Origin of the sequence: Actinomadura luteofluorescens (genome assembly GCF_013409365.1) — a bacterium.
Taxonomy (GTDB): Bacteria; Actinomycetota; Actinomycetes; order Streptosporangiales; family Streptosporangiaceae; genus Spirillospora; species Spirillospora luteofluorescens.
This window is the reverse complement of record NZ_JACCBA010000001.1, coordinates 8140321-8166006: the sequence shown is the minus strand read 5'-3', so window position 1 is coordinate 8166006 and position 25686 is coordinate 8140321. Positions and strand designations below refer to the sequence as shown.

The window sequence follows — 25686 nt, the reverse complement described above, 5'->3', positions numbered from 1 at the left end:
GCGTCACCGCCCAGGACGCGCTAATGTTTTCCCCGTCGCCGAAGGGCGCAAGCGGAAGTGGCTCAGGGGTAGAGCATCACCTTGCCAAGGTGAGGGTCGCGGGTTCAAATCCCGTCTTCCGCTCTGAGGGGCCTCAGGCTATGACCAGAAGGTCTCCTTCTGGTGGAGTGGCCGAGAGGCGAGGCAACGGCCTGCAAAGCCGTGTACACGGGTTCAAATCCCGTCTCCACCTCAACCCGTACCTCCCCCCGGAGGCGACGGACCCGGGCGATTAGCTCAGTGGGAGAGCGCTACCTTGACACGGTAGAGGCCACTGGTTCAATCCCAGTATCGCCCACGAGTCGGGCTGTCATGGTCGGCGCTTCGCGCCCTCCCCGGCAGCCCGCAATGCTTTCCTGGGGGGCGACCCCCAGACCCCCGAGTCGGGGCCATCATGTTCGGCGCCTCTGCCGCCTTCCCGGTGGCCCGCAATGCTTTCCTGGGGGGCGACCCCAGACCCCCGATGTGGGGGACTCCGTCCCCCACGCCCCCTGTGTGCGGGGCTGGGGCTCTGTTTGTGCCTTGAGGCCCGTGGCGGCTTCGGTACACGCCACTCTTTTAGGCGGCTGGGGTCCAGCTCATCGCCTTGCACGGCTTCAGGTCTCCGCGGGACTGCCATGCCCGCCCTTCCCTCTCGTGGCCTTGCCGCTCCTGGGATTCGGCGAGTCGACCTGCTCGGCCGCCTTGATCAGCAGGTCGACGGTGAAGCCGTCCAGGCCCGCCGCGACGGCCCTGCGGATCTCCCGTTTCGTGTCGTCCAGCTGTTAGTGATCGGTGCGCGGAGCGCCGGACGGTCGCGCAGCAGCCCGCCGTACGCCTGGTGGACCCCGCCGTCACCGGCCGGGGCTCAGGTGGTTGCGGACGCAGTACACCGCCCCCGACGCCTTACCAAGATCACTCACTCCGGCATGAACCCGGACCTTCAGGTCTTCCCGCAAGAGAGTTGTTGTTGCAAGATATTCGCAATTAATGCCTCAGCTCCTGGAGTGCGGCGACCCATGCCCCACCTGATGCCCCCTGCCGGGCCGCAGCGCGTCATCGCGGCGTCGAACTTCGTCTACACGGTCGGGAGCGGGCTCTATCTGACCGCCGGCGTTCTGTACTTCACCGAGGCGGTGCGCCTTCCGGCGGGCCAGGTCGGGGCCGGGCTCGGGCTCGCCGGGCTCGTCTCGCTGGCCGTGGGCATCGCCGCCGGGCATCTCGCGGACACCCGGGGAGCGCGCGGCGTCTACGCGGTCACCCTTGTCGTCCAAGCGCTGGCGACGGCGGGATTCGTGCTGGCGGACCGGTTCTGGCTGTTCCTAGTCGCCGTGTGCACGGCCACCGGGGCCAAGGCGGCTGGGCTCGCGGCACGCAGCCCCCTGATACGCCGCTACGGCGGGGACCGGCCGCAGGAGTTCCGCGCCTACCTTCGCGCCGTGACCAACGTCGGCATCTCGCTCGGGGCGGTGCTGGCCGGCTGGGCGGTGCAGGCGGGCACGCTCACCGCCTACCGGCTCCTGGTCGTCGGCAACGCGGCAGCCTTCGCGGTGTCCGCGGCGGTGGTGTGCCTCCTGCCGCACGCACCTCCCAGGCCCGTCACCGACGGCCCCCGGTGGGTCGCCTTGCGCGACCGGCCCTACCTCGCTCTCACCGCGATCGACGGGATCATGGCCGTGCAGTTCAAGGTGCTGACCGTCGCCCTGCCGCTCTGGCTGGTCGGAGCGACGACCGCTCCCCGCTGGCTCGTCTCGGGGACCATGGTCCTCAACACGGTCATGGTCATCGTCTTCCAGGTGCGGGCCAGCCGCAGCATCGACTCCCCCACCAGCGGCGGCGGCGCCTATCGCCGGGCGGGCGCGGCCTTCCTCCTGTCCTGCTCGCTCGTCTCGTTTGCCGCGGGGACTCCGCCGTGGGCCGCCGTGACGCTGCTCATGGCCGCGGTCGTGGTCCACACGCTCGGCGAGCTGTGGCATTCCGCCGGAGGCTTCGAAGTGTCGTTCGCCCTCGCGCCGGACCACGCCACGGGCCAGTACCTGGGCGTGTTCGGCCTGGGCGCCGGACTCGCCGAGGCCATCGGCCCGGGCCTCCTCATCCTCCTGTGCGTCACGTGGGGGCGTCCCGGCTGGTACGTCGTGGGGGCCCTGTTCGCCCTGACGGGCCTGGCGGCGCCACTGGCCGTCCGATGGGCGCAGCGACCACGCGGGGAATCGGTCGCCCACGAAGACGCCCAGGCCATCTGACTGGTCCCGTCCCAGCTCGACCACCGAACGCGTGCTTGACGATAGGCAGGTAGCTACCTGCATAATGAGCGGGTGAACTCGGAAGCGGGCGGGATGGATCCGGTCTTCAAGGCGTTGGCCGATCCCACGCGGCGCCTTCTGCTCGACCGGTTGCGGGAGCAGAACGGGCAGACGCTGCGTGAGCTGTGCGAGCGGCTGGACATGGCGCGGCAGTCGGCGACGCAGCATCTCGACGTCCTGGTGGGGGCCGGCCTCGTGACCGTCGTCAGGCGGGGACGCGAACGGCTCCACTACCTCAACCCGGCGCCGCTCCACGAGATCGAGGAGCGCTGGATCTCGGAGTTCGACAGGCCCCGCCTGCAAGCGCTCGGCGCCATCAAGTCCCAGGCAGAGGAGTACGCCATGACCGGCGATTCGACGACCGTCCCGACCTATGTCTACGTCACCTACATCCGCGCCACCGCGGAGCAGGTGTGGCACGCGCTGACCGACGCGGATCTGACGGCGCGCTTCTGGGGACACGCCAACATCTCGGACTGGCAGCCGGGCTCGTCCTGGGAGCACCGGCGCTCCGACGGATCAGGCGTGGTCGACGGCGTCGGGCGCGTGCTGCTAGCCGAGCCGCCGACGCGCCTGGCCATCACCTTCGAGGACCCCTCCGGCACCGGATCGCCCGGGGAGGCGTCGGTCGTCACCTTCCTCATCGAACCGCACCACGACATCGTCCGCCTCACCGTGACGCACGAGAACCTCCCCGACGAGGATGCGCTCAGCAGCATCTCCCAGGGGTGGCCGGCCGTCGTGGCGAACCTCAAGTCGCTGCTGGAGACCGGCGACGTCCTCCCGCAGGTGCCGTGGGAGATGTCCGGTACGCACGCCTGAGCCCGGACGGAAGGAGAACATCATGGACACCGCTCCGCTGCGGGACGCCTACCGCGCCCTGCTGGACGCCGCCGCGAGCGCGGCCGACGCCGATACCGTCCCGCCGCCGGGCGAGTGGAACGTCGAGCAGATCCTGGCGCACGTCATCGTCATCAACGCCGTCACGATCACCGCCGTCTCCGCCGTCGCCTCGGGCTCCATCGCGACCTACGACAACCGCCTGGCCCAGGAGCCCTGGACCATCGAACGCGTCATCGCGCAGGCCGGCGGGGGCGCGGTGCTCCGGAACCGCATCGCCCTCCAGGCGGACGCCGTGTGCTCGCTCGGGGGGTCGATGCTCAGCGACGCCGAACTCGACGTGCTGGTGCCCACCCGGCTGGTGTCCAACGGCGAGCTTCTGGTCGACCAGCCCGTGCCCCTGCGCGACCTGCTCGGCGGTCTCGCGGGGACGGAACTGCCGGGCCACACCAGGCAGATCCTGGACCTCGCGCCGAACGCCTAGGTCGCGGTGCCGGCGCGGGCGTGGATGCCGAGGACGTGGGCGAGCAGGGCGGGGGCACGGGAGCCGCCCACCGTGTCCGGGAGCACGTCGGGGATCAGCGTCCATTCCGCGCCCACCCACGAGTCACCGATGGAGCCCTCGCTGGAGGGCAGGTCGTTGCAGACCTGCCGGACGCGCATGGTGCGCACGGAATCGGCCGCGGGCGTGTCGGTCTCCACCAGGAGCACCGGGACGCCGACCAGCGGCCCGTCCTCGACCAGGCGCAGGAGGTGGTGCGAGTCCTCGCCGTCGAGCGCGGCGCCGGCGTCCATGACGACGACCACGCGCAGCGGCGGCCCCGCGGACGGCCCGTCGTCGCCGCCGATGCGGCGCAGGTCGACCAGGTCGAGGAGGCGGCGGAGGCGCTCGGCGGCCGCCGGGCCGGTCGCCACGCCGCCGCCGAGCAGGCGGGCGGTGGTGGACGGGTCGAACCCGTGCAGCCAGCCGGCGCCCGACAGCCCCGCGGCGTCGATCACCTCCAGGCCGACGAGCCCGGGCGGGACGGCCGCCAGGAAGCGGGTCACCAGCGACCACGCGTAGGCGGCGGAGTCACCCGGCATGGTCCCCCGCGAGATCCACACGGCGCGCCGCAGCGGGAGCCTGAGGATGAGCGGCACCTGCAGGCCGGGCAGCTCGGCGGTGGACAGGCGGCCCAGCAGCATGCCCTCGGCCAGGTCGGCGCGGGGCTGCCAGGTGAGCCAGGCGGGCGCGTCGAAGGGCGCGGCCTCCGGGGTGACCTGCGGCTCCACCCGGGCGAGCTCGTCGCGGAGTTGCGCCGCGTCGGCGCGGAGCCGCTGGTCGGCCGCCTCCATGAGCCGCTGGAAGCCGCCGGGCGGCTTGCGCCCGGCGATCTCCTCGTTGCGCAGGACGAGCGCGTGCTCGGTGGAGGAGTGGAACGCCGCCAGGGACCGGCTGGCGTCCTCCCAGACGAGCCAGCACCGCTCGACGTAGCCGACCTCCGAGGCCGGCGGCGGGCTCGGCGGTCGCGACTCCGCAGGCGGCGGGGTCGCGGGCGGCGGGACGGTGGGCTGCGGACCCGTGGGCTGCGGGACGGCGGGTGAGGGGGCTGCCAGGGGCGGGCCGACGGCAGGGGCGGGCTCGGGTTCGCCCGGGTCGTCCACCTCGATGCCGTGCGCTTCGAGCAGTTCGGCCAGCCCGCCGGCGTAGCCCTGGCCGACGGCCCGCACCTTCCAGCGGCCGTCGCGGCGGTAGAGCTCCAGCCCGATGATGGCCCGCTCCGGGCCCAGCCCCGGGACGGTGAACTCGACGAGCGGGTCGCCGGCGCCGGAGGTCAGGCCGAGCCGGGGCGGGGGCATCGTGCCGAACGTCGTCGCACCGGTCAGGCTGACCGCGATCAGCACCGCCGCGGCGTCGGCGGGGACGGCGTCGAGGTCGACCTCGACGCGCTGGCGGCCGTCGCCGGACCAGCGCACGCCGGGCGCCTCGGGCGCGTTGTAGAACACCAGGTCGGCGTCGGAGCGCGCCCGCAGGCCGGGGCCCACGAGCAGGGCGCTGACGTCGACGGGGACGGCGCAGGACGCGGTGGCGGTCACGCGCCGGGCGGGCAGCGGTGCGTTGGCGCCGGGCGACAGTTCGGCCATGGGCGGTCAGGCGAGGCCGACGATCGTGGGCAGCATGTCCTGGAAGGTGCGGCCGTGGCAGGGCTCGCCGATCGCGTTCATCTTCCAGGTCTCGCCGTGCCGGTAGAGGCGGGCCATCACCATCGCGGTGTGGGCGCCGCCGCCGGTCAGCGTGTAGCGGGCCAGCTCGCCGCCGTCCATCTCGTTGACGAGGCGGCAGAAGGCGTTCTCGACCTCGTTGAACGTCTGCCCGTTGAAGGAGCTGACGGTGAACACCAGCGAGGTGACGTGCACGGGCAGCCGGCCCAGGTCGACGATGACGGACTCGTCGTCGCCGTCGCCCGCCCCGGTGAGGTTGTCACCGGTGTGCCGGACGGACCCGTCGTCGCTGACCAGCTTGCCGAAGTAGACGACGTCGGCGAGGTTGCCGTCGGCGAACAGCACGCAGGACGCGTCGAGGTCGATCTCCCGCTCCCGGGAGCCGAAGAAGCCCTTCTTCTTCACCGCGTCCCACCCGAGGCCCATCCGGACCATGCTGAGCGCACCGCCGGGCTTCTCCAGCGATATCCGCTGGCCCTTCACCATTGAGACGGTCACGACCGTCGCCTCCTCGCTGTCCCCTGAAGGCACCCCGAACACGGTGCGCGCACAGCCTTTCAGCCGATCCGCTCCTTGTCACCCGATTCACGGCTCAGGTGTCGCACGCGATACCACCGGCACTAGGAAGCCCAGGCCGGATGTGGCCTGGGCTTCCTTTCCGCGGGGTCAGCCTATTTCGGCGTTGAAGGCTTGGAGGGCCTCGGTGACGGGCTGGAAGAAGGTGACGCCGCCGGTCTGGCAGTCGCCCGAGCCGCCGGAGGTGAGGCCGAGGGCGGTGCTCCCGGCGAAGAGGGGGCCGCCGCTGTCGCCCGGCTCCGCGCACACCGTCGTCTGGATCATGCCGGTGACCGTGCCCTCGGCGAAGTTCACGGTGGCGCCGGTGGCGGTGACGCTGCCGGCGTGGACGCCGGTGGTGCTGCCGCTGCGGAACACGCGCTGGCCGACCACGGCCTCGCCGGCCTCGGTGATCTCCTGGGCCTGGCCGTTGTAGAGGTTGACCGCGCTCTGGCCGGCGCCGCCCTGCTCGGTCTGGACGAGCGCGAAGTCGTTGCCGGGGAAGTCGCTGTCCACCGTCGTGCCGAGGGGTTCGGCGCCCTGCTGGTCGGCGGCCCAGTTCCGCACCTCGTTGCCGCAGTGCCCCGCGGTGACGAAGAAGTCCTGCCCGCCGCGCTTGACGTTGAAGCCGAGCGAGCAGCGCGCGCCCTGCCCGAAGATCGCGTCGCCGCCGAGGGCGAGGGTGTGCAGCGCGCCCCGGATGCGGACCATCCGGACCGCCGCCCCCATCCGGCGGGTCGTGCGCTGGACGGCGGCCATCCGCGTCCCGGTGACGGTGTCGTCCGTCCACACCGTGACCTTGGACGTCGCCGGGTCCACGGCCCATCCGGTGCCGGGGATGTCCGAGAACGAGCTGCGCAGGGCGCCGGTCACCTTCCTGAGGGTCGCCGGGCTGCGCTCCGTCATCTTCGGGACGGCTCCCGCAGCGCGCACCGCGGCGGCGTCCGCGGCGTTGGTGACCGTGACGACGGGGCGTCCGGCCGAGTCGACGTAGGCGCCGGTGGTGCGGTCGCCGAGACGGCCGGCGATCCCGGCGGCCTTCGCGGCGGCCTGCCCCGTGGCGGGCCGGCCGGCGCGGGCGTCGCCCGCGAGCCGGGCCTCCTGACCGCCGGGCCGTCCCTCGGTGTGCACGACGTACAGCGAGCCGGCCAGGAGCCCGGCGGATCCGGCCGCCACCGCGGTCGTCGTGACCGCCGTGCGCAGCCGACTGTTCCTCACGCTCTTCCGGCGCCTCATGAACCCTCCCGGTTCCGGGGTGTCGATCTACGCGTGGGGATACGCGCCCCGGCGGGACGGAGTTCAACGGGCCCCGAGGTTCACCGCGCCCGGCCGCCGGGCCGGGGAGCGTGTCCGCTCCCCGGCCCGGCGGCGTCGTGTCAGCCGCCCAGGCGGACGGCGCTGCTCGCCGTTCCTCCCTTCGCCGCCTCGAAGGCCACGGTGAGGGTGCCGGTCGCGCCCGGCACGGTCACGGTGGTGACGCCCGCCTTGCGGATCTCGACCTGCCTGGTGCCGAGCAGCTTGCCGTCCCACACGTGGACGTGCGCGGTGCCCGGTCCGGTCGCGAGGAGCCGGACGGTGGCCGAGCCGCCGGAGACCGACGGCCGGCCGGCGATCCGCGCGGTGTCCGAGCGCGGCGCCGCGGGTCCGGCGGCCAGCGGGACGCCCGTGCGCACCGCCTGGATGATCGACTCAGGCGCGTTCACCGACCGCGTCGCGTCGGTCGGCATGACCGGCGGCGGGGGCGTGGTCGGCATGCCGGCCGGCGGGGTGTGGCCGGGCAGGGACACCAGGCCCCACCGGTACGGGTCGCCCTGCACGCCGCCCCAGGTCGACCAGCCGATCCGGGTCTGGCCGGTCTTGTCCTGGGTGTCGGAGTCGTAGACGAAGACGTTCAGGCCCATGCGCCGCGGGTCCACCGCGGTCGGCAGCGCCGTGAACGGGATCTCCGCCTCGATGACGTACCCGTCGTAGGGGTCGGCGACCGTCGAGGCGACCCGCATGCCGGGGGCGGTCTCCTCGCCCGGACCCTGGCGCGCGTCCGCGTCGCGTTCGAAGCACGGCTTCCCGTCCGACATCTTGGGGAAGATCCCGGTCTTGAACGTGGTGGAGGTGTTCTCGGAGTCGCCGCGCGGGTCGATGCCGATCTCGACCGAGTCGGTGCGCCAGTGCCGCTTGCAGTCGTCGGCGCCGAGCACCGTGCCCTGCTTGTCGTCGCGGACCTTGACCAGCACGTGCAGCGCCTTGTCGGTCCAGGTGACCTTGCCGGTGGCCGAGCAGTCGTCGGCGGACTCGCACGCCGACCCCTCCCAGCGGCGGGACAGGTTCAGTTCGGGCCCGGGGTACTCGCCGGGCGACTCCTTGCCGTCGACCGCGGGCGCGGTCGACGCCTTCGGCAGTTCGGCCGCCGGGACCAGTTCCAGGGCGCCGTTCTGCAGGTCAGTGTCGCCCGTGGAGGAGGCCGTGGTGATGGTCAGGTCGTAGTCGCCGTCGGTCCCGCCCTGGTTGGAGGTGGGCAGCGACGTGTCGGTGTTGGTGACGGTGAAGGTCGCCGAGCCGGTCTTGCCCGCGTCGAGCGTGTAGGGCTTGGACGCGGCGTCGGCGGTGAAGCCCGCCGGCAGGCCCAGCTTGACGGTGCCGGACTGCGCCGAGGCGGTCGTGTTGGACAGGTCCACCCGCACCTGGCGGGACGCGCCGGACGCCAGCGTGAGCACCCGCTTCACCTGCCCGGTCAGTTCGGGGACGCCCGTCTCGTCCGCCCAGGTGTCGAAGTCCGAGACGCGGGGCAGCGGCTCCAGGACACCGGTGACGGCGGGCCGGACCTCCACGGACGCGGCCGTCTGGCCCTTGGCGGCGCCGGCGGTGAGCGTCGCCGAGAGCTGCGCGCGCCCGGCCTTGACGCCCGCCGGGGGCGTGACGGTGAAGGTCGCGGTGCGCTCGGACCGGCCGACCGTCCCCAGCTCACCGGAGCCTGTCACGTTCCAACCCGTGGGGACCGCGAGCGTCGCCTTCGCCGCGCGAAGCCGCTCGGGCGAGCTCGCGCGCGCGGTCACCTTGAAGGGACGGCCCGCGGTGACGCCGAACGCGTCCGCCGTCAGCGAGAACCGGCTCCCGAGCGGGAGACCGCCCTTGGCCGGCAGCACCGCGCCCTCGAGCATCGCGGACGGGTCCGTGTTCCCGAGCGTGAACGGGACCCGGCTGTGGATCTGCCGGTAGTAGTCGCAGCCGATCTGGGCCGGGTCGGACGGGACGTCCGGGAACCCGCCCCAGCCCTGGCTGACATAGGTGCGCTGGGCCTCGCGCTCCACCTGCGCCCACGTCTTGCCGCCGTTGCGGGCGGACGCGCGGCCTCCCCACACGCCGTAGGTGACCGACGCCGCGGCGGACGGCGTCCCCTTGGCGGCGCAGCCGGACCCGGCGGGCCCCGAAGCTCCGCCGGTCTGGAACAGGCGTCCCGGCGCCCAGGTGCTCAGCCCCTCGCCGCCGAGCTGCGCGGGGTAGGCCTTCGGGTCCGCGGAGGCGAAGTAGGCCTCGGTGGCGAGCCGCGCGGCCATCTGGTGGTTGCCGTGCTGGCCCGGAAGCGGCGCCGGGACCATGGTGACGATCACCTTCGGGCGCGTCTCGCGGACGAGCCGGACGACCTTCTCCAGGGTCTTGTCGTGGTCCCAGGTCTCGGCGGTGAGCGGCGTGCTCACCGTGTAGTAGAAGTCGACCTTGTCCAGGTAGTGGATGTCGGTGACGCCCGCCTTGCCGACGGCGCGCCGCTCCTCGTTCTCGCGGAGCAGCCCGAGCGCCGGGCCCTCCTCGGTTCCGGAGGCGTTGCCGCCGCCCTCGCCGCGGGTGACGGTGAGGACGCCGACCTTCGCCTTGTCGTACTCGTTCCACTGGCCGAGGGTCGACAGGGCGCCGGCCTCGTCGTCGGGGTGCGCCCCGACGAAGAGGACGTCGAGCCGGCCGTCGGCGGATCCGGCGCCGGCCGGGCCGGCCGCCTGCGCGGGCGGGCCCGCGAAGGCGACGGCCATGGCCGCGAGCGCGGCGGACAGGACTGCGGGTAGGGCGAGTCTTCGCATGAACTCTCCTGTTCTTTCCCTACTCCTTGACGGCCCCCGAGAGCATTCCTGCGATGAACTGTCGCTGCAGGAAGACATAGACGATCACGATGGGCGCGGCGATGATCAGCGCGCCCGCCATGAGCAGTGAGTAGTCGGTCTTGTGGGTGCCCTGGAAGAAGGACAGCCCGAGGGGCGCGGTGCGCAGCCCCTCGTCGGAGTTGACGATCACCAGTGGGAGCAGGAACTCGTTCCAGGTCCACATGGTGGTCAGCAGCACCATGGTGAGGATGGCCGGGCGGCCGACCGGCACGAGCACGCGCCACAGCGTCGTCCAGCCGGACGCGCCGTCGATGCGCGCCGCCTCCAGCAGCGACCGGGGGATGCTGCGGAAGTAGGCGCGCATCCAGAACGTGCCGAACGCCACCGACATGGCCACCTGCGGCAGGATGAGCCCGGCGTAGCTGTTGTCGAGCCCCGCCGACCTCAGGTCGAAGTACAGCGGCACGACGATGGCCTCGGTCGGGATCGTCAGCCCGGCCACGAACAGCAGGAACAGCGCGCCGGAGCCGCGGAACCGCATGGTGCCGAGCGCGTACCCCGCCATGATCGACAGCACCGCGGACGTGACGACGGTGACGGTGGTGACGATGACGCTGTTGCGCAGGTAGGTGGCGAAGTGGCCCTCGCGCCAGGCCGTGCCGAACGTGGACAGGTCCACGTGCGGCAGCTGGAACGCCTGCGCGACGATCCCGATCATCGGGAACACCGCGATGACCGAGAAGAGGACGAGGATCGCGTGGTTGACGAACCGTTCCGCCCGGACGTTCATGCGTCCTTCCCTTCCACGAGCCGCCGGACGCCGGCCGTGACGGCGAACGCCAGCACCGCCAGCGTGACGCCGATCGCGCAGCCGAGGCCGACCTCACCGGTGTTGAACGTGCGGTTGTAGACCTCGTAGGCGGGGACCTTCGTCGCGTCGCCCGGCCCGCCGGCGGTGGCCATGTAGATGAGGTCGAAGTTGCGGATCGCCATGATGGTGGTCAGCGTGAGCGCCACCGCCAGCTCGCGCCGCAGCCCCGGCAGGGTGACGGCGAAGAACTCGCGGAAGGGCCCCGCGCCGTCGATCCGCGCGGCCTCGTACAGCTCCCGCGGGATCTTCTGCACCCCGGCGAGGAACAGCACCATCGCCAGGCCGATCCCCACCCACGTCCCGACGGCCCCGACCGCGGGAAGCGCGAAGGTGAAGTCGCCGAACCAGCCGTGGCGCCAGTCGGGCAGGCCGAGGGCGTGCAGCCAGCCGAGGACGGTGTTGACCGGCCCGTCGGCGGAGTACACCCACTGCCACGCCACGGCCACCGCGACCATCGCGACGACCTGCGGCAGGAACAGCACGGTCCGGAAGAACGTCAGGCCGCGGATCTTCGTCCGCGACATGGCGGCGACCAGCACGAACGCGATGCAGCACGGCAGCACCGAGTAGAACAGGATGAGGACGAGCAGGTGCCCGAACGCGCCGCGCAGCGACGGGTCCGACCAGGTGGCGGTGTAGTTGGAGAATCCCGCCCACGTCGCCTGGCCGAGGCCGTCCCAGTGGTAGAGGGAGAACTGCGCCCCCCGCGCCAGCGGCCACAGCAGGAACGTCCCGTACACCAGCAGGGCCGGCAGGGTGTAGAGCCAGCCGATCCGGCCGGGTTCCCCGGGAGACCCGGAGAAGGCGCGGCCCTGGCGCCGTGCCGTGCGCGGGGCCGAGGCCGCGTGCCTGGACTTGGGGGTCTTTCGCCGCGCGACGGTCGTCATGTGCGGGCTCCTTGGTCGTGCGTCCGGCGCCGACCCGCCCCCGGCCGCGCCGCGGGCGACGCGCCGGCCGGAGGCGGGCATGGCCGATCCCTACTTCTTCTTCTGGAAGGCGGAGTAGTCGTCCTGGGCCGCCTTCATGACCGCGTCGGCCGGCTTGCGCCCGGCGACGAGTTCCTGCAGCGGCCCGCCGAACGCGTCGGCGAAGGTCGGCGTCGCGTAGTCGAGGTACGGGGTGATGCCGTCGTTCTTGCTCAGCTCGGCCCACGCCGTCGACACCTCCTTCAGCAGCGGTCCGGTCGGCTGCTTGGAGGGCGCGGCGAGCGCCGGCAGGTTGCCGGTCTCGATCGAGACGTCCATCGCCTCCGGGGAGGTGATGAAGTTGATGTAGGCGGCGGCGACGTCCGGGTTCTTGCTCTTGGACGTGATCGACCAGGGCAGGCTCTCGCCGCCCATCGTCGCGGAAGGCGCCCCGGCCTGCGTCGGGGGCGGCACCATGAAGCCGACCTTGTCCTTCATCTTGTCGTTGAGCTCGGACGCCCACCAGGTGCCGCCGAACATGAACACGCCGTCGCCCTTGGCGAAGTTGACGGGGGTGTCGTCCCACTTGACGGCGTTGGCGTCCTTGGTGAAGTAGCCCTTCTTCGACCAGTCGGCGAGCTTCTGCGCCGCCTGGACGTTCGGGGCGTCCGTCCAGGAGCCGCCGCTGCCGAACACGAGCTTGCGGACGGCCTCCTTGTCGGCGGCGCCGTCCTGGAGGACGCCGTACAGCTGCATCGCGGGCAGCTTCTCCAGGTTGCCGAACGCGATCGGGACCTCGCCCTTGCCCTTGGCCGTGGCGAGCGCCTGGTCGAACTCCGCCCAGCTCTTCGGCGGCTGGACGCCGAGCTTGGCGAGCTTCTCCTTGTTGTAGTAGAGCCCGACGATCTCGCCGTTCAGCGAGACGCCGTACAGGTTGCCGGACCCGATGAGCTTGCCGTCCTGGGTGACGCTGTTCAGGTCCGTCAGGCCCTTGGGATAGCGCTTGCGCCACCCGTAGACCTGGTCGTAGGAGTCGAGCGGGAGGAGCATCCCGGCCTTGACGTACTGCGCCATGGACGCGTAGCCCTGGTTGGCCTCCACGACGTCGGGCGGGCTGCCGCCCGACAGCGCGAGCCGGAGCGTCTTCTGCAGGTCGCTGAACGACCGCGACACCCGCTTGATCTTCACGTTGGGGTACTTGGCCTCGAAGCGCTTGTTCAGCTCCTCGATCTGCTTCTTCTGCCCGCCCTGGACCTCCTGGTCCCAGACGGTGAGCGTGACGTTCCCGGCCTTGGCCACGTCGGTGCTCACCGCGGCGGGCGCCTTGCTCTCCGGCTTGTCGCCGGACGAGCCCGGGGCGCACGCCGCCGCGAGCAGGGTCGCGAGGGCCGCGGCCGCCGCGGCCGCTCCTCGCCTCGTCAGTGTCGGCATAGCTACGGCTCCCTATTGCTTTCTGTCCTGCTGCGTCCGCGTCGGTCGGGGACGGCGCGCTAGTGGTCGGCCCGGAGGGTGGGTTCGGCCCGGACGACCGTGTCGGTCGCCGAGTCGGGGATGAAGTCGACGACGAAGGCGTACGGTTCGAGGACGGACTCGGGCACCTCGCCGGACTCGCCGAACGCGGCGATCTCCCCCCAGCACGGTGCGCCGAGCGAGCCGCTGCGGTGCCGGACCGACAGGCCCGCGCACAGGTTGGCGAACCGCAGCCGCTCCAGGAGCGGCAGGCCGGCGAGCGTCCCGAACAGGAACCCGGCGCCGAACACGTCGCCGGCGCCGGTCGCGTCGAGCGGCCGCACCGGCAGCGCGTCGGTCTCGGCGACCTCGCCGGTCGCCGAGTCGATCGCGATGGCGCCCGCGCCGCCGCGCTTGACGACGACGACCGGGACACGCTCGGACAGGGCACGGGCCGCGTCCTCCGGCGTGGTCGTGCGGGTGTAGGCCATGGCCTCCACGGCGTTGGGCAGGAACACGTCCACGTGCTCCAGCCGGTCGAGGACCTCGCTGGACCACGTCTCGGTGGCGTCCCAGCCGATGTCGGCGAACACGGCGGCGCCCGCCCGCCGCATCTCCCTCGCCCAGCCCGGCACCGGATGCTCGATGTCGACGAAACAGGCGCGCGCGGCCGGCGGCGGGGAGCCGAGCACCGCCTCCGCGTCGCCCGTCTCGCCGGGGTCGAGGTCCGGCAGGGGCCTGGCGTAGGTGACCATGCTGCGGTCGGAGTCGTAGGCCAGCGAGACCGTGACCGGGGTGGGCCAGCCCTTGATCCGGCGGGAGTGCCCGAGGTCGATGCCCTCCTGCTCGGCGAGCGTCCGCCACAGGTAGGAGCCGAACATGTCGTCGCCGAACGGGGCCGCGAGCCCGACCCGCAGGCCGAGCCGGCTCATCGCCACCGCGATGTTGGCGGCGCCGCCGGGCGCCGAGCCGAGCCCCTCGGTGAACATCTCGGTCCCGGGCGGCGGCAGCCCCGGCAGCCCGGTGAAGATCATGTCCATGAAGACCTGGCCGCTCAGGAAGACGTCCAGCTCGGGCGCCGGGCCGGGGGCGTCCCCGCCGCGCAGCAGGTCGCCGGCCGGGACGCGCTCGGTGCACGGGTCGGCCAGGGAGGGTTCGGGCGGCTGCCCGGGCGCCGCGGCCGCTCCCGGCGCGGGGTGGTCGACGGGTGGGCTCCCGCCAAGGGTTTCCACTGTCATGACGACTCCTCACGGGAGAAGACGGCGGCGACCTCGGGGATCCGGTCGATGTAGCCGTCGAGCAGCAGCCGGCCGATCCGCGCCGAGTCGACCAGGGGATGCAGGGCGAAGGCCTTGGCGGCCTCGGTCCGCGAACCGGTCACGGCCGCGCCGACGGTCAGCCGTTCGACGGCCTTGACCTGCTGCATCAGTCCGGCCTGGTGCAGGTCGGGCTGGTCGAGGGGGAGCGGGTGGACGCCGCCGGCGTCGACGGTGACGGGCACCTCGACGACCGCGTCCGGGGGCAGCGCGGTGACGGTCGTCCCGTTCCGCACGTTGAGGATCATGCTGGCGGGCTCGTCGCGGCTGATCGCGGCCATCACGTTCAGCGCGACCCTGGCGTAGCCCTCCTCGGCGGGGTCGACGCCGGAGTGGTCGTCGAGCGCCTCGCCGGTCCGCGCGCCCTTCATCTCGGCCATGTAGCTCGCGCTGCGGGAGGCGACGGTCTCGCGCCACATCTCCATGGCCGCGCCGCCGGACGCCGCCGCGATCCGCTCGTAGAACGCCTCCTGCTGCTTGAGCAGGAACTCGCCGCGCGTCTGCGGCGCGTCCAGGGTGGCGCGGACCGCCTCCCGGTTGAAGTAGTAGTAGTACAGGTACTCGTTGGGGATGAGGCCGAGGTCGCGCAGCCACTCGCGGCCGAAGACCACGCCCTCCTCCAGCGTCCCGAGCAGGTCGTCGTCGGCGAGCAGCCCGGGCAGGACGTCCACACCGTCGTGCAGGATGCGGCGCATCCACCCGAGGTGGTTGAGGCCGACGTAGTCGAGCCGGATCCGGTCCGGGTCCAGGCCGAGCGCGGCCGCCACCCGCATGCCGAGGCCGGACGGGGTGTCGCATATACCGAGCACCCGGTCGCCGAGCACGCCCTGCATCGCCTCGGTGATCATTCCGGCGGGGTTGGTGAAGTTGATGACGTAGGCGTCCGGCGCGAGGGCCTTCACGCGGTGCGCGATGTCGAGCATCACGGGGATGGTGCGCAGCCCGTAGGCGATCCCGCCGGGGCCGGTGGTCTCCTGGCCGAGCACGTTCAGGTCCAGCGCCACGCGCTCGTCGCACACCCGTCCCCGCAGGCCGCCCACCCGGACGGCGGCGAAGACGAAGTCGGCGCCCTCCAGGGCCTCGTCGAGCCCGGTGCTGGTGAACACGCGCGGCGCGTCCTCGACTCCGCCGGCGAGGGCCGCGAGGACCTCCGCCATCCCCGCCAGACGGCCGGCGTCGGAGTCCTGCAGCCACACCTCCTCGATGCGCGGGGAGCCGGGGTCGCGCAGCAGGGCCTGGTACACGTAGGGCACCCGGAACCCGCCGCCGCCGAGAATGGCCAGCTTCATGCGATGTACACCTTCCCGCCCGCCTCGCGGCAGACCTCCAGAGTCCGGGGGTCGGCCCCGGCCGTCGTGACCAGCGCGTCGACGCGGTCGAGCGAGCAGACGCGCAGCGAGCCGGTGCCGGGGAACTTGGCCTCGGAGGCGACCAGCACCACCCGGTCCGCCGACTCCAGCATCGCCTGCTTGATCGGCGTCTCGACCTCCATGTCGTCCATGACATGGCCGTCGGGCCGCACCCCGGTGCAGCTCAGGAACACCAGGTCGGCGCGGACCTGGCGGAGCGCGGTCTCGGTGAGCGAGCCGACGAGCGAGAGGTAGTTGCGCCGCACGACGCCGCCGAGCAGGCACAGGCGGACGGCCTCGTCGTCGCGCAGCTCGTCCAGCACGGCCAGGTTGGCGGTGATGACGGTGACGGGCCGGCCGCGCAGGTGCCGGGCGAGGAGCCGCGTGCTGGTGCCGATGTCGAGGACCACGACCATGTCGTCCTCCACCAGCTTCGCCGCCCGCTCGGCGACCGCCGCCTTCTCGGCGCTGTCGTGCTCGGCCGACGCCGCGAAGGAGATCTCCGGCGCCGCCGGCCGCGGGGACAGCGCCGCTCCCCCGTAGGTGCGCAGCAGCTCGCCGTTGCGGTCGAGCACGTCGAGATCGCGCCGGATCGTCGACTCGCTGACCTGGAGGGTCTCGGCCAGCTCCCGGACGGAGGCGGCGCCCTTGGCGCGAAGGGACGACACGATCTGCGCCCGTCGCATGCTCGATGTCACGCGGTGGAACGTAACACCGCTGCTCGACATCCGTCATCACCCTGGCGGAAACCTGCTCGAAGTCCGTCATTCGCTTCTCTGACGTGCGGGGACGCAGTCAGGACGGCGGTGGAGTCAGCGACCGCTGTCGAGTGCTCGGAGCGTTCCATAGGCGGTGCGGGCGGAGCGCCCGGGCCGGGCGCGCGGACTGTCAGGACGGAAGGTCAAACCAGCATCAAAAGGACCTCTGACCGGTACATAATTTTCATCTTAAATTATGTTTTGGAATGAGAGTTGCGCAGCGGGAGCCCCCGCTTACCGTGCATGTCAGAGGTGGTGAACAAGGTCGGCAGCGCCTCCGAACCCACCGGTCCGCGCAGCACAGGTCCGCGCGGCAGCCCGGCGGACTGCGGCTGTCGGGACTTCGCTTGCGCCGGCGCTCGGGTGGCTTCCGGGCACGGATTGCCCTTTCATGCTCGCACTCGAAGGATGAGCATGGTTTTTGAACGGAAACGCGCACGCGGGGGCGCGGAGAACGAGGGCTGGGGAGGCCGGGCGTGAAACGGGTGGTGGCGGTTCTCGCCGGGCTGGTGCTCCTGTCGACCGTGGCGGGCGCCGGGCCGGCGGGCACCGTGGCCGGCAGCGTGCGGGTGCGGCCGGGAGACGACTGGACGCTGCCGGGCTGGGTCCGTCCGTCGGCGAACTCGGGCCTGTTCTCCGAGACGGCCGCCCCGGAGTTCGGCGTCGAAACGCGCAGCCTCGACCTGAGCTGGCGCCAGCTCCAGCCGGACGGCCCCGGGACGCTGGACGCCCGCGGCGCGGGCTTCGCCCAGGACATGAGCTTCCCGCCGCTGAGCCGGCAGCTCGCGGACCGGCGGCCCTTCTGGGCGCGCATCTTCGCCAGCGGGTCGCGGTGGGCGCCCGCGTGGGTGGCGGACGAGTGCGGAGTGGAGCCGATCGGGCCCGACTACGACGGGCAGTACCACCTGCCCCTGTGGAACGAGTGCGTGTGGGGGCGGCTGCTCGCGCTCTACCGGAGGCTCTTCGTCGACGAGGGCCTGCGCGCGGACCCGCGGCTGCGGCTGGTGTACGTCCCGGGCGCGTTCACGTGGGCGGAGTACGACTACGACATGGTCAGCAAGGCGGCGGAGCAGGGGCTGACCTTCGAGAAGTACCGGTCGTGGTACCGGCACGCCTGGCGGGATCTGACCTCCCTTTTCGGGCCTTACAGCTCCAAGCTCGTGTTCACCGGCGAGGACTATCCGTGGGGGCCGTGGGGGGCGAGGACGGACCTGTTCGCCAAGCAGGCCGTCGACGCTGGGCTCGGCATCCGGACGGGAATCACCGAGGTGTTCAACTTCCACCTGAGCGAGGCTCCCTCCTACGGGAGCCGCATCGAGCCCGACGGGCACATGACGGTGGACGAGTCCCTGCCCGTCCATGACGGACGGCATGTCGCCGCCACCGAGAACGAGTGCTTCAACGACTGCGACTACCACACGAGCGAGCCCTACTACGCCGTCCGGCAGGCGAACCTCAAGGCGCTGCAACTGCGGACGAACTGGCTCTACGTGGTGCCGGGCCCGTCCTACATGAGGCAGTTTCCGCTGCACTGGAGATGGGTGCGGCTGAGCATCGGCAAGACCGCCTCCGATTCGCCGGACGCGTGGGCCGCGCTACGCGACGCCGAGGACACCTACTGGAAGAACACGACGGGGCCCTTCACCGGTGACCGTCGCTGGCCCGGGCGGCCGTGGGTGCGCAACCTCGAACGCTGGCTCGTGCAGCGGGACGTCGGCCCGGACGGCAGGGCCCGCCGCTCCACCGCCGACGTCCACAGCGGCGTCCTCGGGCCGGAGAACGGCACCGCCTACGAAGGACTGCGCACCGACCGCGCGCGGGGGCAGACGTCCCTGTACTTCGATCTCGACGACCGGTTCCCGCGCGGGCGGCGCGAACCCGTGCAGATCAAGGTGACGTACCGCGACGCGGGCGGGGGCGACTGGTGGATCGAGTACCGGGGCGGACGTTCCCCGGCGGTGCGCCGCACGGGCGACGGGGCGTGGAAGACCGCGACGTTCCGGCTCCCCCGGCCCGCGTTCGCGAACGGCCTCGCCGGCGGGACCGACTTCCGGATCGCGACGGGCGCGGGCGACGACCTCGACGTGCGCTTCGTCCGGCTGGTGCGGCTGCGACCCCCCGCGCGTTGATGATTTTTCATGCTCTGTACTCTTCTTTTTCGAGCATGAATGAGCATACAGTCGCAGGACGGATCGACCTTCGGGAGGGGCCATGGCCGGAAACCGCATCATGACCGAGATCGCCGCGCAGCCGGAGTGCTGGCGGCGGGCCGCCGGGCTGGCCGGCGGCCTGCGGGACGCGCTGCCGGCCCGCGGGGAGCGGGTGGCGGTCGTCGGATGCGGCACCTCGCTGTACATGGCGCAGGCGTACGCGGCGCTGCGGGAGGGCGCCGGGCACGGGGAGACCGACGCGTTCGCCGCCTCGGAGATGCCGCCCGGCCGCCGCTACGACCGGGTGCTGGCGCTCACCAGGTCCGGGACGACGACCGAGGTCCTCGCCGTCCTGGACCGGCTCGCCGGCTCGGTCCCGACGACCGCGATCACCGCCGACCCGGACACGCCGGTGTCCGGCAAGGCCGACCGGTTGATCGTCCTCGACTTCGCCGACGAGGAGTCGGTCGTGCAGACCCGGTTCGCCACCACCCAGCTGGCGCTGCTGCGCGCGCACCTCGGCGAGGACCTGACGGCCGCGATCGCGGCCGCCGAGGCCGCGGTGGCCGACCCGGTCCCGCCCTGGCTGCTGGACGTCGAGCAGATCACCTTCCTCGGCCGCGGCTGGACGGTCGGCCTCGCGCAGGAGGCCGCCCTGAAGATGCGCGAGGCCGCGTGCTTCTGGACCGAGGCCTACCCGGCGATGGAGTACCGGCACGGGCCGATCAGCATCACCGGCCCCCGCCGGGCGGTGTGGATGTTCGGCGGCCTCCCGGACGGCCTCGGCGAGGAGGTCGCCGCGACCGGCGGGCTGCTGCGCGCCGCGGACGCCGACCCGCTCGCCGAGCTGGTCCGGGTGCAGCGGCTCGCGGTCGCGCGGGCGAGCGCGGCGGGCCTGGACCCGGAGCGACCCCGCCACCTGACCCGCTCGGTCATCCTGGACGACGCCGCGCCCGGCGGCCCGGCCGCATGATCCTCACGGTCACCCTGAACGCCGCGATCGACGACACCTACGAGGTGCCGGACGCGCGGCTCGGCGCGGTGCACCGGGTGGCCGCGGTGCACTCGCGGCCCGGCGGCAAGGGCGTCAACGTGGCGCGGGTGCTGCACGCCCTCGGGCACGAGGTCGTGGCCGCCGGGCTGGCCGGCGGCCACGCGGGGCGGCGCATCGAGGAGGGGCTCGCCTCCCTCGGCGTGCCGGCCGCGTTCACGCCGGTCGCCGCGGAGTCGCGGCGGACGGTCACCGTCGTCGGCGCCGAGGCGACGATGTTCTGCGAGCCGGGTCCTGAGGTGACCGGCGCGGAGTGGGCGGCGTTCCGCGCCGGCTTCGAGTCCCTGGCCCGGGACGCCGCCGTCGTCGTCCTGTCCGGGAGCCTGCCGCCGGGCGTCCCCCCGGACGCCTACGCGCGGCTCGCCCGCCTCGCGCCCGGCCCGGTGATCCTGGACGCCGACGGGGACGCGCTGCGCCTCGGGCTCGCCGGAAGGCCCGGCATCGTGAAGCCGAACGCCGAGGAGCTGGCTCGCGCGACCGGCACCGGCGACGCGGCCGCCGGTGTCCGCGCGCTCCGCGAGGCGGGCGCGGAGGCCGTGGTCGCCTCGCTCGGCGCGGGCGGCGTCCTCGCCGAGACCCCGGACGGCGTCCTGCGCGCCGCGCTCGACCGTCCCGTCCCGGGCAACCCGACGGGCGCGGGGGACGCGCTCGTGGCGGGCCTGGCGGCGGGGCTGGCCGCGGGCCTGCCCTGGCCGGACCGCCTCCGCCGCGCCGTCGCGCTGGCCGCCTGCGCGGTCGGCTCCCCCGTCGCCGGCGAGATCGACCCCGCCGGGCTCCCCTCGCTGCTGCCCCGTGTCACCCTCCGGACCGAGGAGAACCATGCCGCTCGCCCCCATGAGTGACGTCATCGCCGCACCGGCCGCGCAGGGCCGCGGTCTGGGGGCGTTCAACGTGATCCAGCTGGAGCACGCCGAGGCGATCGTCGCCGGCGCGGAGCGCGCGGGCGCGCCCGTGGTGCTCCAGGTCAGCGAGAACTGCGTCGCCTACCACGGCGCGCTCGCCCCGATCGGGCGGGCGGTGCTGGCGCTCGGCCGCGCCGCGTCCGTCCCGGTCGTCGTCCATCTGGACCATGCCACCTCGGCGGACCTCGTCCGCGAGGCGGTCGCCCTCGGCTTCGGGTCGGTGATGTTCGACGCGTCCGCCCTCCCGCACGAGGCGAACGTGGCGGGCACCGCCGAGGTCGCCGCCCGCTGCCGGGGCGAGGGCGTGTGGGTCGAGGCGGAGCTCGGCGAGATCGGCGGGAAGGACGGCGTGCACGCCCCGCACGCCCGCACCGACCCGGAGGAGGCCGCCGGGTACGTGGCCGCCACGGGCGTGGACGCGCTGGCGGTCGCGGTCGGCACGTCCCACGCGATGCTCACCCGCGACACCGTCCTCGATCTCGCGCTCATCGCCCGGCTGCGCGCGGCGGTGCCCGTCCCGCTGGTCCTGCACGGGTCCTCCGGGGTGCCCGACGACGGGCTCGCCGCCGCCGTCGAGCACGGCATGACCAAGATCAACGTGGCGACGCAGCTCAACAAGGTGTTCACCGCGGCCGTCCGGGACCGGCTGGCCGCCGACCCCGGCCTCGTCGACCCGCGCCGCTACGCCTCCGCCGGCCGCGACGCGGTCGCCGACGAGGTCGCCCGCCTGCTGCACGTCATCCGCGCGGGCCGCCGACGCGGTAGGTGACGTGGGTGACCATGGGGGTCCGGGCCACCTCGACCGGCTCCAGCGCCAGGTCGCCGACGCCTTCGAACAGGCGCTCGCCCGCCCCGAGGACGACGGGGGCGATGTGCAGGCGGAGCTCCTCAAGGAGGCCCGCCGCGAGGTACTGGTTCACGGTGCTCGCTCCCCCGGCGATCGCGACGTCCTTCTCCCCCGCGGCGGCCCGGGCCCGGGCCAGCGCCGGCTCGATCCCGTCGCTGACGAAGTGGAACGTCGTGCCGCCCTTCATCTCGATGCTCTCGCGCGGGTGGTGCGTCAGCACGAACACCGGCGCGTGGTAGGGCGGCTCCTCGCCCCACCAGCCCGCCCAGTCCGGGGTCCACGACGGCCCGCGGTCGGGGCCGAACATGTGGCGGCCCATGATGTAGGCCCCCGCCGAGGTGATCTTCGCGATCTCCTCGGCGTTGGCCTCCTGCTCCTCGAACATCCACCGGTGCAGCCGCTCGCCGCCGTCCCCGAGCGGCTCCTCCAGGCGCTGGTTCGGGCCCGCGGCGAAACCGTCGACCGAAACCCCGATGTCACAGGTGATCTTGCCCATTGCGGTGCCTCCTCGGCGGCGCCCCTGCGGCGCCTTTCACCAGTGGATCGGAGCCGTGCTCGCATTCTCGACATCCCGGACCTCACAAAGAGGAAAACTTTGAACCCGCGGCCGGGGGCCGGACGTGCTGTGGGGTGTCGCGTGCGCGGCGGGGGGCCGAACCTGGGAGGACGACCTGACGACCGACAGCCGCCTGGAGCGGATCACAGACGAGGACGTGCCGGCCGACGCCCCGGAGGCGGGTGAGCCGCCGAGACGGCGGCGGATCGCGGCGCGGTCGGTGACCGGCGCGGCGTTCCTGCTCGTGCTGGTCGCGCTGGTCGCGCCGGCCGAGTTCGCCCGCCTGTCCCCGGGCGCGTTCGTGCGCGTCCCGATCGAGGGCGTGGCCGGCGTCGCGCTGGTCCTCGTGCTCCCGGCCCGGGCGAGGCGGTGGGCGGCGGGGACCGCGGGGGCCGTCCTCGGGCTGCTGCTCGTGCTGAAGGTGCTGGACATCGGGTTCGACGCGGTGCTCGTCCGGCCGTTCGACCTGGTCCTGGACTGGCCGCTGCTGGGACCGGCCGTGGAGTTCGTCAAGGAGTCGTCCGGGCCGGCGGGGGCGGTCGCGGCCGTCGTGGTGGCGGTGGTGCTGGCGGTCGGCGTGGTCGTGCTGACGGCGCTGTCGACGCTGCGCCTGAGCGGCGTGGCGGTCCGGCACAGGAGACCGGCGTCCTCGGCCGCCGGTGTGCTGGGGACGGTCTGGCTCGCCTGCGCCGTGCTCGGAGCGCAGTTCGTCCACGGTGTGCCGGTGGCGTCCAGGAGCGCGGCGGTCCTCGCCTACGACCACGCGCGGCAGGTGCGGACGAGCCTGAACGACCGCAAGGAGTTCGCCAAGGCCGCCGCGGTGGACAGGTTCCGCGACACACCGCCCGACAGGCTGCTGACCGGGCTTCGCGGCAAGGACGTCGTCCTGGCGTTCGTGGAGAGCTACGGGCGGTCGGCCGTGGAGAGCCCGCAGTACGCTCCGCAGGTCGGCGCCGTCCTCGACCAGGGGACGCGGCGGCTCCGCAAGGCGGGGTTCGCCGCGCGCAGCGGCTGGCTCACCTCCTCGACGGCGGGCGGCGGCAGCTGGCTGGCGCACGCCACGCTGCTGTCGGGCCTGTGGGTGAACAACCAGCAGCGGTACCGCGCGCTGGTCAACAGCGACCGGCTGACGCTGAACGGGGCGTTCCACCGCGCGGACTCCCGGACGGTCGCGCTCATGCCGGCGATCACGCGGGCCTGGCCGGAGGCGTCCTTCTACGGCTACGACAAGGTCTACGACGACCGGAACCTCGGCTACCGCGGACCGCGCTTCAGCTTCGCCACGATGCCCGACCAGTACACCCTGTCCACGCTCCAGCGCACCGAGCTGGCGAAGGACGACCGGGCGCCGGTGATGGCGGAGACGGCGCTGGTGTCCAGCCACGCCCCGTGGGCGTCCATCCCGCGGCCGGTCCCGTGGGAGCGGGTCGGTGACGGCTCGGTCTTCAACGGGATGGGCAAGGGCTACGACGCGCCGTGGCCCGCGCCCGGCCGCATCCGCGCCGAGTACCGCGCGTCGATCGAGTACACGCTGAACACGCTCGTCTCCTTTCTGGAGACCTACGGCGGCAAGGACACCGTGCTGGTCTTCCTCGGCGACCACCAGCCCGCGCCGCTCATCACCGGCCCCGGCGCGAGCCGGGACGTCCCGATCACCGTCGTGGCGAAGGACGGCGCCGTCCTGGACAGGATCTCCGGGTGGGGCTGGCAGGACGGCCTGCGGCCCGGCAGGGACACCCCGGTGTGGCCGATGAGCGCGTTCCGCGACCGATTCTTGACCGCGTTCGGAGGCTGAACGGAGATCGGGGGGACGGTCTCCGGGAAGGGTGGCGGCGTGACGTCCTTGTCCGCGGAGCCCGACCGGCCCGCGGCGCCTTCGGCCGAGCCCGCGGGCCGGCTCCGCCCGCTGCACCGGCGCTGGCTGCTCGCGGCGGTCGTGGCGGCGCTGCTGGCCCAGATGGCCGCCGCGATGGTCACCACGGCCGTGCAGCAGAGCCCCACCGTCGACGAGCCCGTCTACATCAGCACGGGCGTGGTGTACCTCCGCCGGCACGACCTGCGCCACAACGCCGAGCACCCGCCGCTCGGCAAGCTGGTCATCGGGGCCGGGGCGGTGCTCGCCGGCCCGCACCTGCGCGCCTCCTTCACCGGCAGCGACTACCGGCTCGGAAGGCAGTTCCTGTACCGGTGGGGCAACGACGCGCAGCGGGTGCTGCTCGCCGGGCGGCTGCCCGTCATCGCGCTGACCCTGCTGTTCGGGCTGGTGGTCTTCGCGTTCGCCCGCGACCTCGCCGGTCCGGCCGGCGGCCTCACGGCGCTGGCCCTCTACTCCTTCTCCCCCGACGTCATCGCGCACGGGTCGCTGGCCACGCTGGACGTCCCCACGGCCGGTCTCCTGCTGACCTCGGTGTGGCTGCTCTGGCGCGCGAGGCGCGGACCGCGGCTCTACCTGCCGCTCGCCGGGGCGGCGCTCGGCGCGGCCATGGCGACCAAGATGAGCGCGCTGCCGGCGCTGCCGGTGCTCCTCGTCCTGGCGGCGGTGTCGGTCTGGACGTCGCGGCCGCAGCGCCGTCCCGTGACGACCGCCCTGCTGTCGGCGGCCGGCGTCGGCGTCCTGGCCGTGGCGGTGGTGTGGGCGAGCTACCTCGCCGTCGACCCGCGCCTGCGCTGGGCGGCGCCGGCGAGCCTGCCGTCCGTCGGCGGCCTGCGCGGGCTCGCCGCCGGCTGGCTGCCGTTCCCCCGGCCCTTCCAGGACGGGATGCGCGCGCAGTTCGGTTTCGAGGGCATGCGGTGGACCGGTTTCCTGTTCGGCGACGTCTACCAGGGCTCCCGCTGGTACTACCTGCCCGCCGCGCTGCTGGTGAAGACGCCGCTGGGCATGCTCGTCCTGTGGGTGGCGGGGGTCGCGGCGACGGTGGCGCTGCCCCGGCTGCGTCCGGCCGCCCCGTACCTTCTCGCGCCGACGGCCGTACTGCTGGCGGTGGCGATGACCGGGTCGCGCGACCTCGGCGTCCGTTACGCCATCTTCGTTCCGATCTTTCTGGCGGTGGCGGCGGGCGGCACGGTCCTCGTCCGATGGCGGTGGGCCAGGGGCGCGACGGTCGCGCTGCTGCTGCTCGTCGCGGTCAGCTCGCTGCGGGCCTTCCCCTACTACCTGCCGTACTCCAACGAGGCGTTCGGCGGCCCCTCCAAGACCCACCTGCGCCTGCACGACTCCAACGTCGACTGGGGCCAGGATCTCGGACGGCTCGCCGACCGCCTCCGGGAGCGGTATCCGGGCGAGCCGGTCTGGCTGGTCTTCAAGGGCAGCGGCGTCCCGTCCGCCTACGGCATCCACGCGCGCGACCCGCTCACCGCGCCGCCCGGCCAGGTGCGCGGCCTGCTGGTGGTCTCCGACAGCTGGCTCGTCAAGAACGACCCGCGCCTGACACCGCTGCTCCGCACCAGCGAGCCGATCGACGAGGTCGGGTACTCCGTCACCATCTTCCGCCGGCCCGCACCGCGCCCGTAGCGCCTTGCTCGGGCC

Annotated in this window: 20 protein-coding genes and 3 tRNA genes; 12 read left to right on the top strand and 11 right to left on the bottom strand. The window is 73.1% G+C overall.

What is annotated here, in order from left to right; genetic code table 11:
• Positions 1-51: 51 nt before the first annotated feature.
• The 6 genes from BJY14_RS37640 to BJY14_RS37615 all read left to right on the top strand — a co-directional run bounded on the left by BJY14_RS37640 (position 52) and on the right by BJY14_RS37615 (position 3645).
• Positions 52-123 (top strand) — tRNA-Gly (locus BJY14_RS37640).
• Positions 124-161: 38 nt separating this feature from the next.
• Positions 162-232, top strand: a tRNA-Cys gene (locus tag BJY14_RS37635).
• A 33-nt stretch (positions 233-265) separates the two neighbouring features.
• A tRNA-Val gene (locus BJY14_RS37630) sits at positions 266-337 on the top strand.
• Positions 338-1037: 700 nt separating this feature from the next.
• Positions 1038-2261: an MFS transporter gene (locus tag BJY14_RS37625; RefSeq protein WP_179847960.1), complete on the top strand. Its 1224-nt coding sequence runs from the start codon at positions 1038-1040 to the stop codon at positions 2259-2261.
• 72 nt (positions 2262-2333) lie between these two features.
• Complete coding sequence (locus BJY14_RS37620; RefSeq protein ID WP_312879612.1) at positions 2334-3143, top strand: ArsR/SmtB family transcription factor; 810 nt, start codon at positions 2334-2336, stop codon at positions 3141-3143.
• 22 nt (positions 3144-3165) lie between these two features.
• Positions 3166-3645 (top strand): DinB family protein, encoded by a 480-nt coding sequence (locus BJY14_RS37615; RefSeq protein WP_218905764.1) that lies wholly within the window; start codon positions 3166-3168, stop codon positions 3643-3645.
• Here the strand turns inward: BJY14_RS37615 and BJY14_RS46910 are convergent.
• The 10 genes from BJY14_RS46910 to BJY14_RS37565 all read right to left on the bottom strand — a co-directional run bounded on the left by BJY14_RS46910 (position 3642) and on the right by BJY14_RS37565 (position 16594).
• A complete protein-coding gene (locus BJY14_RS46910) occupies positions 3642-5285 on the bottom strand; it encodes a TerD family protein (RefSeq protein ID WP_179847958.1) in 1644 nt (547 codons plus the stop codon). The two genes, BJY14_RS37615 and BJY14_RS46910, sit on opposite strands and share 4 nt — an antisense overlap.
• 6 nt (positions 5286-5291) lie before the next feature.
• Complete coding sequence (locus BJY14_RS37605; protein ID WP_179847957.1) at positions 5292-5861, bottom strand: TerD family protein; 570 nt, start codon at positions 5859-5861, stop codon at positions 5292-5294.
• Positions 5862-6029: 168 nt separating this feature from the next.
• On the bottom strand, positions 6030-7154 hold the full coding sequence (locus tag BJY14_RS37600; RefSeq protein WP_218905763.1) for a S1 family peptidase: 1125 nt from the start codon (positions 7152-7154) through the stop codon (positions 6030-6032).
• A gap of 140 nt (positions 7155-7294) precedes the next feature.
• Complete coding sequence (locus BJY14_RS37595; RefSeq protein ID WP_179847955.1) at positions 7295-9985, bottom strand: sugar-binding protein; 2691 nt, start codon at positions 9983-9985, stop codon at positions 7295-7297.
• Positions 9986-10004: 19 nt separating this feature from the next.
• Positions 10005-10796 carry a carbohydrate ABC transporter permease gene (locus BJY14_RS37590; protein ID WP_179847954.1) on the bottom strand — a complete coding sequence of 264 codons (792 nt, stop codon included), beginning with the start codon at positions 10794-10796 and terminating at the stop codon, positions 10005-10007.
• Positions 10793-11764 (bottom strand): carbohydrate ABC transporter permease, encoded by a 972-nt coding sequence (locus BJY14_RS37585; protein ID WP_179847953.1) that lies wholly within the window; start codon positions 11762-11764, stop codon positions 10793-10795. The genes BJY14_RS37590 and BJY14_RS37585 overlap by 4 nt, the downstream gene beginning before the upstream one ends.
• Positions 11765-11854: 90 nt before the next feature.
• The gene (locus BJY14_RS37580) at positions 11855-13213 is read right to left on the bottom strand and encodes an extracellular solute-binding protein (protein ID WP_179847952.1); all 1359 of its coding nucleotides are present in this window, start codon (positions 13211-13213) and stop codon (positions 11855-11857) included.
• A gap of 59 nt (positions 13214-13272) precedes the next feature.
• Entirely contained in the window at positions 13273-14469 is a 1197-nt protein-coding gene (locus BJY14_RS37575; protein WP_179847951.1) for a carbohydrate kinase family protein, read from the bottom strand.
• Complete coding sequence (locus BJY14_RS37570; RefSeq protein WP_179847950.1) at positions 14466-15836, bottom strand: 6-phospho-beta-glucosidase; 1371 nt, start codon at positions 15834-15836, stop codon at positions 14466-14468. Before BJY14_RS37570 ends, BJY14_RS37575 begins: the two co-directional genes overlap by 4 nt.
• Positions 15833-16594, bottom strand: a complete 762-nt coding sequence (locus tag BJY14_RS37565) for a DeoR/GlpR family DNA-binding transcription regulator (protein WP_258943242.1) — start codon at positions 16592-16594, stop codon at positions 15833-15835. Before BJY14_RS37565 ends, BJY14_RS37570 begins: the two co-directional genes overlap by 4 nt.
• A 536-nt stretch (positions 16595-17130) precedes the next feature.
• Here BJY14_RS37565 and BJY14_RS37560 point away from each other — a divergent pair.
• From BJY14_RS37560 to BJY14_RS37545, 4 genes are all read left to right on the top strand, one after another.
• Entirely contained in the window at positions 17131-18783 is a 1653-nt protein-coding gene (locus tag BJY14_RS37560) for a hypothetical protein (protein ID WP_179847949.1), read from the top strand.
• Between the two features lie 82 nt (positions 18784-18865).
• Positions 18866-19777, top strand: coding sequence for an SIS domain-containing protein (locus BJY14_RS37555; RefSeq protein WP_218905761.1), 912 nt, complete (start codon positions 18866-18868; stop codon positions 19775-19777).
• The gene (locus BJY14_RS37550; RefSeq protein ID WP_179847948.1) at positions 19774-20697 is read left to right on the top strand and encodes a 1-phosphofructokinase family hexose kinase; all 924 of its coding nucleotides are present in this window, start codon (positions 19774-19776) and stop codon (positions 20695-20697) included. Before BJY14_RS37555 ends, BJY14_RS37550 begins: the two co-directional genes overlap by 4 nt.
• Positions 20690-21526, top strand: coding sequence for a class II fructose-bisphosphate aldolase (locus BJY14_RS37545; protein WP_246396257.1), 837 nt, complete (start codon positions 20690-20692; stop codon positions 21524-21526). The genes BJY14_RS37550 and BJY14_RS37545 overlap by 8 nt, the downstream gene beginning before the upstream one ends.
• Here the strand turns inward: BJY14_RS37545 and BJY14_RS37540 are convergent.
• A complete protein-coding gene (locus BJY14_RS37540; protein WP_179847946.1) occupies positions 21495-22100 on the bottom strand; it encodes a dihydrofolate reductase family protein in 606 nt (201 codons plus the stop codon). The two genes, BJY14_RS37545 and BJY14_RS37540, sit on opposite strands and share 32 nt — an antisense overlap.
• Positions 22101-22224: 124 nt before the next feature.
• Between BJY14_RS37540 and BJY14_RS37535 the strand changes: the two genes are divergently transcribed.
• Both BJY14_RS37535 and BJY14_RS37530 read left to right on the top strand, forming a co-directional pair.
• Positions 22225-23955 carry an alkaline phosphatase family protein gene (locus BJY14_RS37535; RefSeq protein ID WP_312879609.1) on the top strand — a complete coding sequence of 577 codons (1731 nt, stop codon included), beginning with the start codon at positions 22225-22227 and terminating at the stop codon, positions 23953-23955.
• 39 nt (positions 23956-23994) lie between these two features.
• Positions 23995-25671 carry an ArnT family glycosyltransferase gene (locus BJY14_RS37530; protein WP_218905760.1) on the top strand — a complete coding sequence of 559 codons (1677 nt, stop codon included), beginning with the start codon at positions 23995-23997 and terminating at the stop codon, positions 25669-25671.
• Positions 25672-25686 lie beyond the last annotated feature (15 nt).

Bases quoted from the DNA above. Each gene is read 5' to 3' on its own strand.
- BJY14_RS37625 (WP_179847960.1), top strand. From the start codon at position 1,038: ATGCCCCACCTGATGCCCCCTGCCGGGCCGCAGCGCGTCATCGCGGCG.
- BJY14_RS37615 (WP_218905764.1), top strand. From the start codon at position 3,166: ATGGACACCGCTCCGCTGCGGGACGCCTACCGCGCCCTGCTGGACGCC.
- BJY14_RS46910 (WP_179847958.1), bottom strand. From the start codon at position 5,285: ATGGCCGAACTGTCGCCCGGCGCCAACGCACCGCTGCCCGCCCGGCGC.
- BJY14_RS37600 (WP_218905763.1), bottom strand. From the start codon at position 7,154: ATGAGGCGCCGGAAGAGCGTGAGGAACAGTCGGCTGCGCACGGCGGTC.
- BJY14_RS37595 (WP_179847955.1), bottom strand. From the start codon at position 9,985: ATGCGAAGACTCGCCCTACCCGCAGTCCTGTCCGCCGCGCTCGCGGCC.
- BJY14_RS37590 (WP_179847954.1), bottom strand. From the start codon at position 10,796: ATGAACGTCCGGGCGGAACGGTTCGTCAACCACGCGATCCTCGTCCTC.
- BJY14_RS37585 (WP_179847953.1), bottom strand. From the start codon at position 11,764: ATGACGACCGTCGCGCGGCGAAAGACCCCCAAGTCCAGGCACGCGGCC.
- BJY14_RS37580 (WP_179847952.1), bottom strand. From the start codon at position 13,213: ATGCCGACACTGACGAGGCGAGGAGCGGCCGCGGCGGCCGCGGCCCTC.
- BJY14_RS37575 (WP_179847951.1), bottom strand. From the start codon at position 14,469: ATGACAGTGGAAACCCTTGGCGGGAGCCCACCCGTCGACCACCCCGCG.
- BJY14_RS37570 (WP_179847950.1), bottom strand. From the start codon at position 15,836: ATGAAGCTGGCCATTCTCGGCGGCGGCGGGTTCCGGGTGCCCTACGTG.
- BJY14_RS37555 (WP_218905761.1), top strand. From the start codon at position 18,866: ATGGCCGGAAACCGCATCATGACCGAGATCGCCGCGCAGCCGGAGTGC.
- BJY14_RS37550 (WP_179847948.1), top strand. From the start codon at position 19,774: ATGATCCTCACGGTCACCCTGAACGCCGCGATCGACGACACCTACGAG.
- BJY14_RS37545 (WP_246396257.1), top strand. From the start codon at position 20,690: ATGAGTGACGTCATCGCCGCACCGGCCGCGCAGGGCCGCGGTCTGGGG.
- BJY14_RS37540 (WP_179847946.1), bottom strand. From the start codon at position 22,100: ATGGGCAAGATCACCTGTGACATCGGGGTTTCGGTCGACGGTTTCGCC.